Here is a 17,554-nt window from a genome sequence, read left to right on the forward strand (position 1 = left end):
GTGGTGTGTTGTTGGGGGCTGTTTTGTTTTGTGAATTGTTTGGGGGGCCTACCCCCCGCCGGCGGGGCGGGGCCCCCCCCCCGGCCCCCGGCGGGCTGCGTGGTGACGTGCTGTCAGCTCTCAGGCGTCAGCGTCGGCCGCGGTCCCAGTCGCCACGGTTGTCCCAGTCGTTGTACCACCAGTCGTGGTGGTGGTGGTGCCTGTCGTCGAAGAACCGGTCGTCGAAGAACCGGTCGTCGAAGAACCTGCCGCGGTCGCCGCCGCGGCCGTCGTAGTAGCACCACTCGTCGTAGTAGCCGCTCCAGTAGTCGCAGTATCCGGACGAGGGCGCCTGCGACGGACTGGTGGCGCTCGCGACACCGGCTCCGCCGAGGGTGAGGCCCAGAGCTGCCACGAGGCCGACGGAGAGCTGGAGAATCCTTGTCGTCCCTGCCCGCATGGTGCTTCCTTCCCGGGGCGTAGACGGGGCCGATGGCCCGTACGCCTTTCACGCGCGCGTCCGCGTCGTGCGAGAGGCGCGGCGTGATGCGTTCGCCGGAGGGACCCGGTGTGCCGGCGAACGCGTGGCGGGAAGCGCCACCACCGACACGCACGCGAACGCGCGGCATCGGGTGACCCACGGCGGGGCATCCGCCCCTCGGATCGTTCAATATGATCCCAAATTAGGCACCACGTCATAAAGAAGTCAAACGGTACGAAATGCCCTGTCGGTACAAGGTGGGGGACGCGATCGAGGCTGCTCGCACAGGAACGGGCGCCGACGGTACGCATACCCGCCGACGCCCGTTCGCGACGCGCCTCAGAGCCGCCTCAGAGCCGCCTCGCAGCCGCGTCAGGACGTCGGAGGCGCGCCCGCCAGGATGGCCGGCTCCGCGGCCTCGTAGCGCAGCCGCTCCTCGTCCGTGTCGCGCTCGTACAGGACAGTGCCGAGCCAGCCGGCGAGGAAGCCCAGCGGGGCCGAGACGATGCCGGTGGTGGTGAACGGGAACCAGTTGAAGTCCGAGTCGGGGAAGACCGCCTGCGGTGATCCGGACACGAGGTTGGTCCCGGTCATGAACAGGACCGCGGAGCCCGCTCCCACGATGAGCGTGCACAGCAGGCCCGTGCGGGAGTAGCGGCGCCAGAAGAGGCTGTAGACGAGCGCCGGGGCCACCGCGGAAGCGCCGATGCAGAACGACAGGGTCAGCAGCGCCTGGAGGTTCAGGTGCCTCGCCCCGGCGGCGACGGCGAGCGCGACGAGGCCGACACCCGCCGCCGCGGTGCGCGCGATGGCCATCTCCGTGGAGGGCTGGAGCGTCGCCTTGCGCAGTCCGTGCGCGACGAGGTCGTGCGCGAGGGTGTTGGCGCAGGCGAGGGTGACGCCGGCGACGGAGGCGAGCAGGGTGAGGAAGATCGCCGTGGCGACCGCCGTGAACAGCAGGGTCTCCACGGTGTTCGGGTCCGTCCCCATGACCGCCTGGGTGACCATCAGGAACGCGGTCTTGCCCTGCGGGTCGCCGGTGACGAGCCCCTCGTGTCCGACGATGGCCGCCGCGCCGAAGCCGATCACCACGATGAGCAGACAGGTGACCAGGACCGTCGACACGGCCCAGGACATCGAACGCCGCACGGCCGTCGCGCTGCGCGCGGTGAACATGCGCATCGTGATGTGCGGCAGGACGGCGGCGCCGAGTACGACGGTCAACTGGGCGCTGATCATGTCGACTTCGTCACCGGCGAACTGCAGCCCGGAGGCGAGGTACGCGTCACCCGCACCACTGCCGCGCGCCGCGCCCTCCAGCAGGGCGGGCAGGCTGAAGTCGAAGCGGTTCAGCACGAGTACGGCGACGGCGGTGGCCGCGCCGAGCAGCACCACGGTCTTGACGATCTGGATGAAGGCGGTGCCCTTCATGCCGCCGATCGCCGCGTACACGATCATCAGCAGGCCGAGGAAGACGATGGCCCCGGTCTTGAAGCCGTCGGCGTGGAAACCGAGGACGACGGCGAGCAGGTCGCCCGCGCCCGCGAGTTGGAAGATGACGAGCGGCAGCAGCGCGGTCAGGGTGACCGCGGCCGCGGTGATCCGTACGACGGGCCCGGGGTTGCGGCGGGCGAAGACGTCGCCCATGGTGAACCGGCCCGCGTTCCGCAGGGGTTCCGCGAGCAGGAACATCATCAGGACCAGCGACAGCGCGGTGCTCAGGGCGAGTGACAGGCCGTCGTAGCCCAGGAGCGCGATGATGCCGATGGTGCCGAGCACGGTGCCGGCGGAGATGTAGTCGCCGGCGATGGCGAGGCCGCTCTGGATGGGGGAGAGCGAGCGGTAGCCGGTGTAGAACTCACCCAGGTCGTCGCGGTCGGGCCCGGTCATCACGCACAGCAGCAGCGTGACGGTGATGACGGCGATGAACGCCATGAGCGACATCGTCTGGGCCTCGGAGCTGAAGCCGGTCATGCGCGCGCACCTCCCGACGGCTGCGGCCACGCGGAACGCTCCGGACGGCCGGTGGTCGCGGCCGTGGCCGCCTCCGCCTGTTCCCGTACGGATCGCGCGAGCGGGTCGACCCGGTTGCGGGCGATCCGCTCGTAGACGGCGATGGCGGCGAGCGCCACCGGGAGCTGCACGAGTCCCAGCAGGATTCCGGTGGTGAGTCCACCGCTGACCCTGCCGGTCATCATCCCGGGGGCGTAGCCGGAGAGAAGGAGGAAGACGACGAAGTAGCCGAGCGCGGTGAGCGTCGCGACGCGGCGCAGCTTCCGGTAGGCCGAGCGCAGGCCGCCGAGATCGGCGTGGTCGTCGTAGGAGGACGGGGCGTCCGACGGTCCTTGTCCGGGGTGGCCCATGTCCCAGGGCTGCGGCGCCGCCTCCTGGCGGTGGCGGCCGGGGGACCGGGGCTGTGGCGGTGGATCGGGGAAGAGCTGGTGGTACGACATCGTGCTTGCTCCTTGCCGCCCCTGGTGGCCGGGGCGGATGGTGCTGGTGGTCCGCGTACGTTACTCAGCAGTAGAGCGATACGTAAGGGGTTTCCGACCGCGCGGTATGTCGGTTCGGTGACGATCCTGTGCGGGTGCGGACGGACCCGCGGTAACCTCGGTCAAACGTCCTGCTTGTCCCGGATGACCGGAAAGCGCCGCGGCGCGACGAACACCAGCACCAGCAGGGCGAGTCCGGCCGCGGCCGCCGCCCCCAGATAGACGTGGTCGACCGCCGCGTCCACCGCGCGGCGCAGGTGCTCGGTGGCCGAGGCGGTGAGGGCGGCAGGGTTCTCCAGGGCGTGGGAGACCGAGTCGAGGCTGCCCCCGCCGAGGCGGGAGACCAGAACGGCATTGGCGACGGCGCCGAAGAGGGCTGCTCCCAGGGACTGGCCGACCTGGCGGCAGAAGAGGACGGACGCGGTGGTGGTGCCGCGTTCCGACCAGCCGACGGTGGACTGGACGCCGACGATCAACGGCAGCTGGAACAGGCCGAGCGCGGCCCCGAGCAGCAGCATGACGAGGGCCGGCTGCCACGGCTCGCCGGGGAACGGGAGCAGGGGGAACGCCAGCAGTATCAGCAGCGCCAGACCGATCCCGATGATCGCGGTCCACCGGAAACCGATGCGGGTGTAGACGCGGTCGGACAGGGCGGCGCTGACCGGCCAGCTCAGGGTCATCACCGAAAGCACAAAACCGGCGGCGATCGGGCCGAGGCCCAGGACGGACTGGGCGTAGGTGGGCAGGAAGACGGTCGGCGCCACCATCAGCAGGCCCAGCGCGCCCAGCGCGAGGTTGACCGCGGCGATCGTCCGGCGCCGCCAGACCCAGCCGGGAATGATCGGTTCGGCGGCGCGGCGTTCGACGACCACGGTGACGGCGACGAGCACCGCACTGCCGCCGAACAGGACCAGCGACGGCGTGGAGAGCCAGGGCCAGGCGACGCCGCCCTGGACGAGGGCGGTGAGCAGCAGTGCGCCCGCCGCGAAGACGCACAGGGCGCCCGCCCAGTCGACGCGTGGGCGGGCGGCCGGAGCGGGACGGGTCGGTTCGGCGAAGTGGCGGACGACGAGGAAGAGCGCGACCGCGCCGACCGGCAGATTGATGAGGAAGATCCAGCGCCAGTCGGCGTAGGCGGCGAGCAGCCCGCCGACCGCCGGCCCCGCGACCGCCGAAGCCGCCCAGACCGTCGACAGCCTGGCCTGGATCCTGGGGCGTTCCTCGAGCGGATAAAGATCGGCCGCGATGGTCTGCACCGTCCCCTGGAGCGCCCCGCCGCCGAGTCCCTGCACGACGCGGAAGGCGATGAGCGAGGCCATGCTCCAGGCGGCGGCGCAGAGCAGCGAGCCGACGAGGAACAGCACGATGCCGGCGACGAGAACGGGCTTGCGGCCGAAGGTGTCAGAAAGCTTGCCGTACACGGGGAGGCTGACGGTGACGGCGAGCAGGTAGCCGGAGAACAGCCAGGAGAAGACGGCGAAGCCGCCGAGGTCGCCGACGATCTGGGGCACCGCGGTCGAGACGATAGTCCCGTCGAGCGCGGCGAGTGCCATGCCCAGCATCAGAGCGGCGACGACGGGCCCCCGCCGGGGCGTGGCCGAGAGCGCCGTGGCGCCGGGCATGCGTTCCGTACGGCCGGTGCTTCCCATGAGCCCTCAGTTCCTTTCCCCATGCACCTATTTCCGGGGGCCACCTTCTCACTTGAGGCTCACGCAGGGGGAGGGTGCAGGCTCGTCGTACGACGGGTCCACCCGGGGGTGGAGTCCCCCCTAGGGGCTTCTCCTTACTTGTGGGCAGGGGGCGTTCGTCCCGGCGGACGACGAGAAGGCACGGACCCGTTCTTTAGCTTGGTCCTACGGCCGCAGCTGAGGCCCGACAAGCCCGCACCGAAGGCAGTACCGGCCGGGGGTGGGGTAAACCCCCGGACCAAGACTGCGCTGCGCACCAGCGCGCCGGACCGCTTCCGTCGCGAGACTCGACCCTGTGCCCCGCGGCGACGCCATTCGCTGATTCCCGAAACTGAGGAGACCCACCGTGACCACGGCTGTAACCACCCCCGCACACGGGGAAACCGGAGGGCGCACGGCCGTCGCCGCACGGGCGCGGCAGGTCGTCAAGGCGTACGGCGCCGGTGAGACCCGCGTCGTCGCGCTCGACCACGTCGATGTGGACATCGCCCGCGGCCGGTTCACCGCGATCATGGGACCGTCCGGCTCCGGCAAGTCCACCCTGATGCACTGCCTGGCCGGTCTCGACACCGTCACATCCGGTCAGATCCACCTCGACGACACCGAGATCACGGGCCTCAAGGACAAGAAGCTCACACAGCTTCGCCGTGACCGGGTCGGCTTCATCTTCCAGGCGTTCAACCTGCTGCCCACGCTGAACGCCCTGGAGAACATCACGCTGCCCATGGACATCGCCGGACGCAAGCCGGACGCCGCCTGGCTGAACCGGGTCGTCGAGACCGTCGGCCTGGCGGAGCGGCTGCGGCACCGGCCGACACAGCTCTCCGGCGGCCAGCAGCAGCGCGTCGCCGTGGCCCGCGCCCTCGCCGCCCGCCCCGAGATCATCTTCGGTGACGAGCCGACCGGAAACCTGGACTCGCGGGCCGGCGCCGAAGTGCTGGGCTTCCTGCGCAGGTCCGTCGACGAGCTGGGCCAGACCATCGTGATGGTCACGCACGACCCCGTCGCCGCCTCCTACGCGGACCGCGTCCTCTACCTCGCCGACGGCCGCATCGTCGACGAGATGTTCCGGCCGACCGCCGACGCCGTCCTCGACCGCATGAAGGACTTCGACGCCCGGGGGCGCACGTCATGACCGTGCTCAGGAACTCCCTGCGCAACTTCCTCGCGCACAAGGGCCGGATGGCCCTCTCCGCGGTCGCGGTGCTCCTGTCGGTGGCCTTCGTGTCGGGCACGCTCGTTTTCACCGACACCATGAACACGACCTTCGACAAGCTCTTCGCCGTCTCCGCGTCCGACGTCACGGTGAGCCCCAAGGGATCGGGCGACGACTCGGAGAACCCGGCGACGGGCAAGCCCGCGTCGCTGCCCGCCTCGCTCGTCGACGAGGTGAAGTCGGTCAAGGGTGTCCGGTCCGCCGAGGGCTCGGTCGCCAGCTTCAGCGTGACCGTCGTCAACTCCGAGAACAAGAACATGGGTTCCACCACCGGCGCCCCGACGATCGCCGGCAACTGGACGCAGAACGACCTCAAATCCATGGAGATCACCTCCGGCCACGCCCCGCGCGGGCCCACGGAGGTCATGGTCGACGGTGACACCGCCGAGAAGCACCACCTGAAGCTCGGCGACGAACTGCGCACCATCGCCGTCACCGGCGACTTCACCGCGAAGATCTCCGGAATCGCCGATTTCAAGGTCACCAACCCCGGCGCGGCCGTCGTCTACTACGACACCGCCACCGCCCAGCGCGAACTGCTCGGCAAAGAAGGCCTGTTCACCAACATCCTTGTGACCGCGGAGCCCGGCCTCAGTGACGAACAGCTCAAGAAGGACATCGCGGGTGCGCTGGACGCCTCCTACAAGCTGCAGACCGCGAAGGAGGCGGCGGACGCGGGCCGCGAGGAGGTCGGCTCGTTCCTCGACGTGATGAAGTACGCGATGCTCGGCTTCGCCGGAGTCGCCGTCCTCGTCGGCATCTTCCTCATCGTCAACACCTTCTCGATGCTGGTCGCCCAGCGCACCCGCGAGATCGGCCTGATGCGGGCCATCGGCTCCAGCCGCGCGCAGGTCAACCGGTCCGTGCTCGTCGAGGCGGTACTGCTCGGCGTCGTCGGCTCGATCGCCGGTGTCGCGGCCGGTGTCGGACTGGCCGTCGGCCTGATGAAGATGATGTCCGCCGTCGGAATGAACCTCTCCACCGACGATCTGACCGTGAAGTGGACGACGCCGGTCGTCGGCCTGACGCTCGGCATCGTCGTCACCGTCCTCGCCGCCTACGTCCCCGCCCGCCGGGCCGGCAAGGTCTCCCCGATGGCCGCCCTGCGCGACACCGGCATGCCGGCCGACTCCAGGGCCGGCCGGGTCCGCGGCGGCATCGGCCTGCTCCTCACCGCCGCCGGCGCGGCCGCGCTGCTGGTCGCCACCCGGGCGGACAAGGCGAGCGAGGGATCGATGTTCCTCGGCCTCGGCGTCGTCCTGTCCCTGATCGGCTTCATCGTCATCGGCCCGCTGCTCGCGGGCGCCGTGGTCCGCGTGATCAGCGTCCTGGTACTGCGGATGTTCGGCCCCGTCGGCCGGCTGGCCGAGCGCAACGCGCTGCGCAACCCGCGCCGTACGGGAGCGACCGGCGCCGCCCTGATGATCGGCCTCGCCCTGGTGGCGTGCCTGTCGGTGGTCGGCTCCTCCATGGTCGCGTCGGCCACGGAGGAGCTCGACAAGTCGGTCGGCGCCGACTTCATCGTGCAGTCCGCCACCATGGGGCCGATCGTGCCACAGGCCCAGCAGGCCCTGAAGGAGACGCCGGGCCTCGAGCACGTCACCGAGTACAAGGGCGTCGAAGCCAGGATCACCCCGCCGAACGGGAAGACGGAGGACGAGCAGCTGGTCGCCGCCGACCCGACGTACGCGCAGGACCTGCGCCGCGAGACGGTGGCCGGCGAGTTGTCCGCCGCCTACGGCAAGGACGCGATGTCCGTCGGCAGCGACTACGCGGACCGGCACGGTGTGAAGGTCGGTGACACGATCAAGGTCGCCTTCAAGAACGGCAGCCCCGCCGAGCTGAGGGTCGCGGCGATCACGTCCGACGACACCAACGTCGACAAGGGCGCGATGTACATGAACATCACGACCGCCGCGCGGTACGTCCCGGCCGAGAAGATGCCCGAGAACATGATCATGTTCGCGAAGGCCGTCGACGGCTCGGAGAAGGAGGCGTACGCCGCCCTGAAGAAGTCGCTCGTGAAGTACCCGCAGTACAAGGTGCAGAACCAGACCGACTTCAAGCAGGACCTCAAGGACCAGATCGGGCAGCTGCTGAACATCGTCTACGGCCTGCTGGCACTCGCGATCATCGTCGCGGTGCTGGGCGTGGTGAACACCCTCGCCCTGTCGGTGGTCGAGCGGACCAGGGAGATCGGCCTGATGCGGGCGATCGGCCTCTCGCGCCGCCAGCTGCGCCGCATGATCCGCCTGGAGTCCGTGGTCATCGCCCTCTTCGGCGCGCTGCTCGGCCTCGGCCTGGGCATGGGCTGGGGAACGTCCGCACAGAAGCTGCTGGCGCTGGAGGGCCTGGGCGTCCTCGAGATCCCGTGGCCGACGATCCTCACGGTCTTCGTGGGCTCGGCGTTCGTCGGCCTGTTCGCGGCACTGGTGCCCGCCTTCCGTGCCGGCCGGATGAACGTGCTGAACGCGATCGCGACCGAGTAGCGACCGCGGGGGCCCGGTACGGGGGTCCGGATCCACCGCACCGTGAAACGGCCCCGGGTGTCCATGGCGGACGCCCGGGGCCGCGGGTGTACGTGGTCTCAGACCTGGAGGACGGGAACGTCGTACAGCGGGATGTACTTGTCCCGGGTGACCAGGGTCAGGCCCTCGGTCTGCGCCTGGGCGACCAGAATCCGGTCGAACGGGTCGCGGTGGTGGGGCGGGAGCTGTCCGGCGCGGATGCCGTGCAACCCGGTCACGGGAAGGGGTCTGAGCTGGCAGTCCCTGGCTCGTTCCGGCAGGTCTTCAGGGCCGTCCAGCTTTCCCAATGCCTGCTTGACGGCGAGCTCCCACGGAGTGACGGCGCTGACGTACGCCAATGCTTCCGTGTCGAGGAGGTCCTTTGTCTCATCGGACAACTGAGGAGAGTCCAGCAACCACCACACCACGACATGGGTGTCCGCGAGCAGTTTCACCGGCCGTCCTCCGCGGAGAGGCCGAAGGCGTCGGTGAAGCCCTCGTCGTCTGACATGTCGTCGAAGTCGTCACGGAAGACGACCGGCTCGGTGAGCGATCCTCGGGCCGTCCTGCGGACCTTCGAAGCGAGAGGGACGACCTTGGCGACGGGGGAGCCGGACTTGCTGATGATGACCTCTTCGCCGGTGGCGACCGCCTCGAGGATCTTCGAGAAGTGCGTCTTCGCCTCGTGGACGTTGTACTGCCGGGCTGCTTCCATCGCGGCCTCACAGACGAGTGTGGACTAAGTGGTGGACTTAGCCTACTGGTCCGCTCGGTGTCCGAGCCGGCCCGTTCACCCTTCAGAGTGGCCTCAATCCCTCGCGCGAGTGACACACCCACGTCGTACGCTGGAGACCCCGGCCCGCCCCTGGTCTTCGACAGGGGATCCCAGACGTGTCGGGCCCTTCGCGTTGTCCACCCCCCGCTGCTTTCCGGATGGATGTCCTACATGAGCCTGCACGGTCTGCTCGATGCCGTCGTACGTGACCCGGCGCTCGCCGAAGCGGTCGGGGCGGCCGGGGACGGACGCCGGATGCATGTGGATCTGGTGGGCCCGCCCGCCGCGCGGCCCTTCGCCGTGGCCGCCCTCGCCCGTGACGCGGGCCGCCCCGTGCTGGCCGTCACCGCCACCGGCCGGGAGGCGGAGGACCTGGCCGCGGCGCTGCGCTCGCTGCTGCCCGGCGAGGGCGTCGTCGAATACCCGTCGTGGGAGACGCTGCCGCACGAGCGGCTCTCGCCCCGCTCCGACACCGTCGGCCGCCGGCTCGCCGTCCTGCGCCGCCTCGCGCACCCGTCGCCCGACGACCCGGCCGCCGGGCCGGTCAGCGTCGTCGTCGCGCCCGTGAGGTCCGTACTGCAGCCGCAGGTCAAGGGCCTCGGCGACCTGGAGCCCGTGGCGCTGCGCACCGGGCAGCAGGCCGATCTGAACGAGGTCGTGGAAGGCCTCGCGGCCGCCGCCTACTCCCGGGTGGAACTGGTCGAGAAGCGCGGCGAGTTCGCGGTCCGCGGCGGCATCCTCGATGTCTTCCCGCCCACCGAGGAGCACCCGCTCCGGGTGGAGTTCTGGGGCGACGACGTCGAGGAGATCCGTTACTTCAAGGTCGCCGACCAGCGCTCCCTGGAGGTCGCCGAGCACGGCCTGTGGGCGCCGCCGTGCCGCGAGCTGCTGCTGACGGACGACGTGCGGCAGCGGGCCGCCGCCCTCGCGGAGGCCCACCCCGAGCTGGGCGAACTGCTCGGCAAGATCGCCGAGGGCATCGCGGTCGAGGGCATGGAGTCCCTCGCCCCGGTCCTCGTCGACGACATGGAGCTGCTCCTGGATGTCCTGCCGAAGGGCTCCATGGCCGTGGTGTGCGACCCGGAGCGGGTGCGCACGCGCGCCGCGGACCTGGTCGCCACCAGCCAGGAGTTCCTGCAGGCGTCGTGGGCGGCGACGGCGGGCGGGGGAGAGGCGCCGATCGACGTCGGCGCGGCCTCGCTGTGGGGCATCGCGGACGTACGGGACCGGGCGCGCGAGCTCGGCATGATGTGGTGGTCCGTCTCCCCGTTCGCGGCGGACGCCTCCGACCTCGAGGACGACACCCTCAAACTGGGCATGCGCGCCCCGGAGAGCTACCGCGGCGACACCGCCCGCGCGCTCGCCGACACCAAGGGGTGGCTCGCCGACGGCTGGCGCACCGTGTTCGTCACCGAGGCGCACGGCCCCGCCTCCCGCACCGTCGAGGTGCTCGGCGGCGAGGGCATCGCGGCCCGCCTCTCTGCGTTGGATTCGAAGACGGGCGACCCGGCCGACATCAGCCCCTCCCTCGTCCACGTCGCCTGCGGCTCGATCGAGCACGGCTTCGTCGACCCGGCGCTCCAGCTGGCGGTCCTCACCGAGACCGACCTGACCGGCCAGAAGGCCGCCGGCAAGGACGGCCAGCGGATGCCCACCCGGCGCCGCAAGACCATCGACCCGCTGACCCTCGAGGTCGGCGACTACATCGTCCACGAGCAGCACGGCGTCGGCCGCTACATCGAGATGGTGCAGCGCACCGTCCAGGGCGCCACCCGTGAGTACCTCCTCGTCGAGTACGCGCCCGCCAAGCGCGGCCAGCCCGGGGACCGGCTCTACATTCCCACCGACCAGCTGGAGCAGGTCACCAAGTACGTGGGCGGCGAGGCACCGACGCTGCACCGGCTCGGCGGCGCCGACTGGACGAAGACGAAGGCGCGCGCGAAGAAGGCCGTCAAGGAGATCGCCGCCGACCTGATCAAGCTTTACTCGGCGCGGATGGCGGCCCCCGGCCACGCCTTCGGCCCCGACACCCCGTGGCAGCGGGAGCTGGAGGACGCCTTCGCCTACGTGGAGACGCCCGACCAGCTCTCCACGATCGCGGAGGTCAAGGAGGACATGGAGAAGACGGTCCCCATGGACCGGCTGATCTGCGGCGACGTCGGCTACGGCAAGACGGAGATCGCGGTCCGTGCGGCGTTCAAGGCGGTCCAGGACGGCAAGCAGGTCGCCGTCCTCGTCCCGACGACCCTCCTCGTGCAGCAGCACTTCGGCACGTTCACCGAGCGCTACTCCCAATTCCCCGTCGCCACGAGGGCCTTGTCCCGCTTCCAGTCGGACGCCGACGCGAAGGCGACACTGGAGGGCCTGCGCGACGGGTCCGTGGACATCGTCATCGGCACGCACCGGCTGTTCTCCTCCGAGACGAAGTTCAAGGACCTGGGCCTGGTCATCGTCGACGAGGAGCAGCGCTTCGGCGTCGAGCACAAGGAGCAGCTGAAGAAGCTGCGGGCCAACGTCGACGTCCTCACCATGTCCGCCACCCCCATTCCCCGTACGCTGGAGATGGCGGTGACCGGCATCCGCGAGATGTCCACGATCACCACGCCGCCGGAGGAGCGGCACCCCGTGCTGACCTTCGTGGGCCCGTACGAGGAGAAGCAGATCGGCGCGGCCGTCCGACGTGAACTGCTGCGCGAGGGACAGGTCTTCTACATCCACAACCGCGTCGAGTCGATCGACAGGGCGGCGGCACGGCTGCGGGACATCGTGCCGGAGGCGCGCATCGCCACGGCCCACGGCCAGATGTCGGAGTCAGCGCTGGAGCAGGTCGTCGTCGACTTCTGGGAGAAGAAGTTCGACGTGCTGGTCTCCACGACGATCGTCGAGTCGGGCATCGACATCTCCAACGCCAACACCCTCATCGTCGAGCGCGGCGACAACTTCGGTCTCTCGCAGCTGCACCAGCTGCGCGGCCGTGTCGGCCGTGGCCGCGAGCGCGGCTACGCGTACTTCCTCTACCCGCCGGAGAAGCCGCTCACGGAAACGGCCCACGAGCGTCTCGCGACCATCGCCCAGCACACGGAGATGGGCGCCGGTATGTACGTCGCGATGAAGGACCTCGAGATCCGCGGCGCGGGCAACCTCCTCGGCGGCGAGCAGTCCGGCCACATCGCGGGCGTCGGCTTCGACCTGTACGTCCGCATGGTCGGGGAGGCGGTCGCCGACTACCGCGCCTCGCTGGAAGGCGGCGTGGAGGAGGAGCCCCCGCTCGAGGTCAAGATCGAACTCCCCGTCGACGCGCACGTCCCGCACGACTACGCCCCGGGCGAGCGGCTGCGCCTCCAGGCGTACCGGGCGATCGCCTCCGCCACCACGGAGGAGGACATCAAGGCGGTCCGCGAGGAGCTCACCGACCGCTACGGCAAGCTCCCGGAGCCCGTCGAGAATCTGCTGCTGGTGGCGGGGCTGCGGATGCTGGCGCGTGCGTGCGGCGTCGGCGAGATCGTGCTCCAGGGCCCCAACATCCGTTTCGCACCGGTGGAACTGCGCGAATCGCAGGAGCTGCGCCTCAAGCGCCTCTACCCCCGCACGGTCATCAAGCCGGCCGTCCACCAGATCCTCGTCCCGCGCCCGACGAGCGGCAAGATCGGCGGCAAGCCGGTGGTGGGCCGGGAACTGCTGGCGTGGACGGGGGAGTTCCTGACGACGATCCTCGGCTCGTAGCCGCGCCGGCCGTGCCGGCCGCGCCCGTTCATCGCGGGCACGGCCGGTTCCAGGCCACCGGCACGCCGGTCACCGGTCGGCCGCCGGCACGTCGGCCGTCGGCACGTCGGCCGTCGGCACGTCGGCCGTCGACACGCCGGTCAAGGGCTTTCTGTCACCGGCGGTCGCCCGTCACAGCGCGTCGAGGTCCAGGGCCTCGGCCATCGCGCGGTAGCCCGCGTCACCCGGGTGCAGATGGTCGCCGGAGTCGTAGGCCGGAAGGATGCGGTCCGGGTCGGCGGGGTCGGCGACGGCACGGTCGAAGTCGACCACGGCGTCGTACTCGCCGGACGTTCGGATCCAGTGGTTGAACGCCTCGCGCTTCGCCTCGACGGCCGGCGTGTAGTAGAGGGAGCCCTTGACGGGGGTCAGGGTGGCGCCGATCACCGTGAGCCCCTTGGCGTGTGCCTGGCGGATCAGCGAGCGGTGGCCCTCGATCAGCCGCTCGACGGACACTTCGGGAGTCGGCCCGCCGGGGAAGTCCTGCCAGGTGTCGCCGCCGAAGTCGTTGATGCCTTCGAGCACGACGACCGTGCCGACGTTCGGCTCGCTCAACGCGTCGAGCTTGAAGCGGTTGATGCCCTTCTCCCCGGCCCAGGTCGTGTCGTTGGTGACCTGGTTGCCGCCGATGCCGTGGTTGAGGACACTGCGCGGCTTTCCGGCGGCGGCGAAGCGCTCGGCCAGCTCGTCGGGGTAGCGGTTGTCGGCGTTCAGGCCGGAGCCGACGCCGTCGGTGATGGAGTCGCCGAACGTGACGATGCCGTCCCGGCGGGCGGCGCTCCCGCCGCTCACCTCGACGCCGGAGAGGAAGAACCAGGAGTCGCTGGTCTCCTTGAACGCCGTCCCGTCCCGGTCGGAGCGGTGGTCCCCGCTCGCCCGGTAGCTGGTGGCGGAGGCGAAGGAGTGGAAGGTCGCCGGTCCGGTCGGCTCCGCCAGGTACAGCGTGACGGTCACCGACTGCAGGGCCCCGACCTTGAACGGCACGCCGTCGCTGTAGACCTTGCCCCCGGCCGGAACGGTCACGGAGCCGTCGTGGCCGAAGGACAGCCGGCGTACCGAACCGGCCTTCACGGACGCGCCCTCGTCGGTGAGTGCGACCGTCGCGCCCGTGATCCGCAGGGGTGTCTTCCCGTACCTGTTGGACAGCTCGATCCGGGCCTTCGTGCCGCCGGTGCTCACCCGCACCACCTGCCGGACCGTGTGGTCGAAGAAGCCCTGCTCGGACCAGTTCGGGCCGAAAGGCGCGGTCGGCGCCTGGGGTGAGGCGGCCCAGCCGCCCCGCCATGCGCCGCCACCGTTCTGTGCCGCCTCGGCTCGAGAAGTCCCGGTCAGTCCCTCCGTGCCGACGACCGGCAGCGCGACGAGGGTGGTCGCGGCCAGCAGGGCGATGCCCGTGCGCCGCAGGGAGTTGGTGGAAGCCATGTGTCCCGCCCCTTGTTCTCTTCCGATACCCGTCCTGATGAATGCGTGCACGCGCATGGATCAAGCTGCGGCCGACTCCCGCTATTCCCGGGCCTCTTGAGGATCGGTGGACGCGAACAGCAGGGCGGCAAGGGATCGGAAGATCTCGGTGGGGTCCCGGTCGCCCGCCGGGTCGTCCAGGTTGTGGGTCAGGAACAGGGTCGCGAAGCCGTGGGCCAGGGACCACGCCGCGATCCTGGCGGTGTGCGGGTCCGGGGCCGGGGTCGAGGCGGAGGTCTGGGCCAGGGAGGCAATGCCCGCGCTGAGCTCGGCCGCGGCGCGCTCCTTGGCCGCCGCCAGCCGGGGGTCGTCGCCGTGGTGCAGGTCGGGCTGGAACATGACCTGGAAGTGGGCGGGGTGTGCGATCGCGAACCGGACGTACGCAACCCCCCGCTCCCGCAGACCGGGGGCTGTCGAGAGGGCGTCGGCCAGCAGGTCGTAGCCCTCTGTGGCGATGGCCGTCAGCAGGCCGGCCCGGTCCTTGAAGTGGTGGGCAGGGGCCGCGTGCGAGACGCCCGCGCGGCGCGCCAGGTCGCGCAGGCTCAGGGCGGAGGGGCCTTGGGCGCCGATGACGTCGAGGGCCGCGGACACGACCGCCTGCCGCAGATCGCCGTGGTGGTAGGTGCGGCTCGTGCTCATGACATCAGGCTACGCCGAATCTTTCCATTGACAAGTTGCTGACCGGAGGCGCAATCTGGTCAGTGACTAGATCTGGGCTCGTGGCGGATGGCTGCACCTCCCCACGGCACCTGACCGGGAGGCGGACATGACCGACGAACTCGGACGCGTACGGCAGATGTGGCATCTGCTCGAACCGCTGCACGCCGTGCTCTACTACTCGCCGCAGGCATTCGACGAGGCCGCCGCGCTCGGCTACCGGACCGACGAGCGCTGGCCCAGCTACTTCGCCTGGCGGGCCGCGCCGCTCGGAGAGGTCGGGGCGGTGCAGGTCGGCTCGGCGTTCTACAGCTTCAGCCCGGCGATGGTGCGCGAGTACGTACCGGCCGCCTGGCGGGTGGCCTCACCGAAGGACGTGATCGCCGCCAGGTTGCGCGCCGCCGACCGTACGTACCGGGACGTGCTCGGGGAGGCGGTCGCGTCGAAGGAGATGGCGGAGGCCGCCGCGCTCGCCCGTCGTGCAGCCGAGAGCGCCGACCCCGCGGGGCGCCCGCTCGCAGCCGCCCACGCTGCGCCGGCCTGGGCGGACGAACCGCACGTCGTCCTGTGGCAGGCGGCCACCCGACTGCGCGAGCACCGCGGGGACGGCCACATCGCCGCGCTCCTGGCGGCCGGGCTCGACCCCGTCGAGGCGCTCGTCTCCTTCGCCTCCGTCGGGGCGGCCCCCGTCGAGGCGTTCGCGAGCCGCGGCTGGAGCGGGACGGAGTGGACGGCCGCGCGAGAACGGCTCGCACGACGTGGCCTGTTGGACGCCGACGGCACGGCGAGTGCTGCCGGCCGGGAACTGCGCGCCAACGTCGAGCGGCGTACGGACGAGATGGCGGCCGCGCCTTGGGCCGCGCTCGGCCCGGACGACACGGACCGGCTGTCCGAACTCCTCGGCGCGTACTGGGTCGCGATGCTCGGCACCGGGCTGCTCCCCCTGCAGAACACCCTCGGTATCGGCAAGGTCTGAGAACGGCAGTACCGTACGGACGGTGAACAGACGCGGGGTGGTCGGGCGAGGAGCGTCAGCAGCGATGCTCGCGGGGGTGCTGCTCACAGGCTGCGACGGCATCGGCCTCGACGGGGAAGCCAAACCACGTACGGCCGCACCGGACACCGGCACGAGCCCGCTTGCCAATCCCCACGGCACCGAACCCGGCCTCGCCCCTCTCTCCGCCGAGGAGGAGAAGGCCGAGGCCCGCGAACTGATCGAGCGGGTCACCACCAAGGGCCGTGGCCCGCGGACCGGTTACGACCGCGACGAGTTCGGCTACGCCTGGATGGACACGGCGGACGGCGTGCCGCTGGCGAGGAACGGCTGCGACACCAGGAACGACCTGCTCGCCCGGGACGGCTTGGACCTGGCCTTCCGATCGGGCTCCGACTGCGTCGTCGTGGAAATGACGGTCCACGACCCGTACACCGGCGAAACGATCGAGTGGCGCAAACGGGACGCCGCAGAGGTGCAGATAGACCACGTCGTGCCCCTGTCGTACAGCTGGCAGATGGGCGCGTCCCGCTGGGACGACGCCAAGCGACGGCAACTGGCCAACGATCCGCTGAACCTGCTCCCGGTCGAGGGCCGCGCCAACAGCGCCAAGGGCGACTCGGGCCCCGCCTCCTGGCTCCCCCCGAGCAAGCCGATCCGCTGCTCCTACGTGGTGCGCTTCGCCCAGGTCGCGGTGAAGTACGAACTCCCGGTGACGGCCGCCGACAAGCGGATGATGCTGACACAGTGCGGCGGGTGACGGTGTTGGGTGCGGCACCGGGTGTGGGCCGTGTTCAGCCAGAGGAGACGACGTACGGGGCCTCGAACGCCGAGTTGTCGATGACGAGGTCCATCCGCGGCAGCGGATCGACCTCGTCCAGGTAGATGCGCTCGGCGACCAGGTAGCGGTTCCGGTGGACCGATTCCGCCTCCGAGCCGGCCCAGTCCTGGTCGCGCTCCGCACCCCGCCGGACGGACAGTTCGGCGTCCACCTGCAACCAGACACGAAAGTCCCAGTACGCGTCGATCTGCGGCCGGAACGCGAAGACGCCGTCCACGATCAGCACCGAGTCCGGCGCCAGCGGTGTCCTCTCGGCGGAGTGGTCCAGCTGGGTCAGCGGATCGATGCTGCACAGCGCGCACGACGTCGCCTCCGGCGACCGGCACGGGTCCAGCAGCAGACGCCGGGCCGCGCCGTAGTCGTAGGCGTTTCTGTAGTAGCCCTCGCCCGACTCCCGGTCGTACAGATGCCGGTCCTTCCAAGGGTTCTTGAAGTCGTCGAGCGTCGCCCGCAGGGCCGGGCGGCCGGCGTCGGCGACGATCTCGGCCAGTTCGTGACCGAAGCTCGTCTTCCCCGCCGCGGTCAGGCCGTCGATGCCCACGAGGAGGCGGCCCTCGCCGAGGGCGAGGACGCTCTTCGCGACCTCGGCGACGAGCGCGCTGCGCTCTGCGGATGCGGGGGGAGGGCAGCTCTGCTGCCACGTCGACGGTGAGTGGTGGACGGTTGCCCGAGGAGAACCCATGCGATGAACGTACCGGTTG

The 17,554-nt window shown here is 70.5% G+C and carries 14 protein-coding genes; 5 read left to right on the forward strand and 9 right to left on the reverse strand.

Annotation, left to right across the window (positions count from 1 at the left end):
* Positions 1-127: 127 nt before the first annotated feature.
* From ABZ070_RS12735 to ABZ070_RS12750, 4 genes are all read right to left on the reverse strand, one after another.
* On the reverse strand, positions 128-439 hold the full coding sequence (locus ABZ070_RS12735; protein WP_356632890.1) for a hypothetical protein: 312 nt from the start codon (positions 437-439) through the stop codon (positions 128-130).
* A gap of 393 nt (positions 440-832) precedes the next feature.
* On the reverse strand, positions 833-2,434 hold the full coding sequence (locus ABZ070_RS12740) for a cation acetate symporter (RefSeq protein ID WP_356632892.1): 1,602 nt from the start codon (positions 2,432-2,434) through the stop codon (positions 833-835).
* Positions 2,431-2,913, reverse strand: a complete 483-nt coding sequence (locus tag ABZ070_RS12745) for a DUF485 domain-containing protein (protein WP_356632894.1) — start codon at positions 2,911-2,913, stop codon at positions 2,431-2,433. The genes ABZ070_RS12740 and ABZ070_RS12745 overlap by 4 nt, the downstream gene beginning before the upstream one ends.
* 161 nt (positions 2,914-3,074) lie before the next feature.
* Complete coding sequence (locus tag ABZ070_RS12750; RefSeq protein ID WP_356632896.1) at positions 3,075-4,601, reverse strand: MFS transporter; 1,527 nt, start codon at positions 4,599-4,601, stop codon at positions 3,075-3,077.
* 385 nt (positions 4,602-4,986) lie between these two features.
* Here ABZ070_RS12750 and ABZ070_RS12755 point away from each other — a divergent pair, with 385 nt between their 5' ends.
* Both ABZ070_RS12755 and ABZ070_RS12760 read left to right on the forward strand, forming a co-directional pair.
* Entirely contained in the window at positions 4,987-5,775 is a 789-nt protein-coding gene (locus ABZ070_RS12755; protein ID WP_356632897.1) for an ABC transporter ATP-binding protein, read from the forward strand.
* A complete protein-coding gene (locus tag ABZ070_RS12760; RefSeq protein ID WP_356632899.1) occupies positions 5,772-8,345 on the forward strand; it encodes an FtsX-like permease family protein in 2,574 nt (857 codons plus the stop codon). Before ABZ070_RS12755 ends, ABZ070_RS12760 begins: the two co-directional genes overlap by 4 nt.
* Before the next feature lie 98 nt (positions 8,346-8,443).
* Here ABZ070_RS12760 and ABZ070_RS12765 read toward each other — a convergent pair whose 3' ends face one another.
* Together ABZ070_RS12765 and ABZ070_RS12770 are read right to left on the reverse strand one after the other, a co-directional pair.
* On the reverse strand, positions 8,444-8,818 hold the full coding sequence (locus ABZ070_RS12765; RefSeq protein WP_356632901.1) for a type II toxin-antitoxin system VapC family toxin: 375 nt from the start codon (positions 8,816-8,818) through the stop codon (positions 8,444-8,446).
* Complete coding sequence (locus ABZ070_RS12770) at positions 8,815-9,078, reverse strand: type II toxin-antitoxin system prevent-host-death family antitoxin (RefSeq protein WP_356632903.1); 264 nt, start codon at positions 9,076-9,078, stop codon at positions 8,815-8,817. Before ABZ070_RS12770 ends, ABZ070_RS12765 begins: the two co-directional genes overlap by 4 nt.
* A gap of 231 nt (positions 9,079-9,309) precedes the next feature.
* Here ABZ070_RS12770 and mfd point away from each other — a divergent pair, with 231 nt between their 5' ends.
* Positions 9,310-12,861 (forward strand): transcription-repair coupling factor, encoded by a 3,552-nt coding sequence (gene mfd / locus ABZ070_RS12775; RefSeq protein ID WP_356632905.1) that lies wholly within the window; start codon positions 9,310-9,312, stop codon positions 12,859-12,861.
* A gap of 171 nt (positions 12,862-13,032) precedes the next feature.
* Here mfd and ABZ070_RS12780 read toward each other — a convergent pair whose 3' ends face one another.
* Together ABZ070_RS12780 and ABZ070_RS12785 are read right to left on the reverse strand one after the other, a co-directional pair.
* Positions 13,033-14,322, reverse strand: a complete 1,290-nt coding sequence (locus ABZ070_RS12780) for an SGNH/GDSL hydrolase family protein (RefSeq protein ID WP_356632907.1) — start codon at positions 14,320-14,322, stop codon at positions 13,033-13,035.
* An 81-nt stretch (positions 14,323-14,403) separates the two neighbouring features.
* Complete coding sequence (locus ABZ070_RS12785) at positions 14,404-15,000, reverse strand: TetR/AcrR family transcriptional regulator (RefSeq protein WP_356632909.1); 597 nt, start codon at positions 14,998-15,000, stop codon at positions 14,404-14,406.
* Positions 15,001-15,127: 127 nt separating this feature from the next.
* Here ABZ070_RS12785 and ABZ070_RS12790 point away from each other — a divergent pair, with 127 nt between their 5' ends.
* Together ABZ070_RS12790 and ABZ070_RS12795 are read left to right on the forward strand one after the other, a co-directional pair.
* Entirely contained in the window at positions 15,128-15,994 is an 867-nt protein-coding gene (locus ABZ070_RS12790; RefSeq protein WP_356632911.1) for a hypothetical protein, read from the forward strand.
* A gap of 64 nt (positions 15,995-16,058) precedes the next feature.
* The gene (locus ABZ070_RS12795; protein WP_356632953.1) at positions 16,059-16,772 is read left to right on the forward strand and encodes an HNH endonuclease family protein; all 714 of its coding nucleotides are present in this window, start codon (positions 16,059-16,061) and stop codon (positions 16,770-16,772) included.
* A 34-nt stretch (positions 16,773-16,806) separates the two neighbouring features.
* Here the strand turns inward: ABZ070_RS12795 and ABZ070_RS12800 are convergent, their stop codons facing one another.
* The gene (locus tag ABZ070_RS12800) at positions 16,807-17,535 is read right to left on the reverse strand and encodes a uridine kinase (RefSeq protein WP_356632913.1); all 729 of its coding nucleotides are present in this window, start codon (positions 17,533-17,535) and stop codon (positions 16,807-16,809) included.
* Between the last annotated feature and the right edge of the window lie 19 nt (positions 17,536-17,554).

Source organism: Streptomyces sp. NPDC006283, from assembly GCF_040613325.1.
GTDB lineage: Bacteria > Actinomycetota > Actinomycetes > Streptomycetales > Streptomycetaceae > Streptomyces.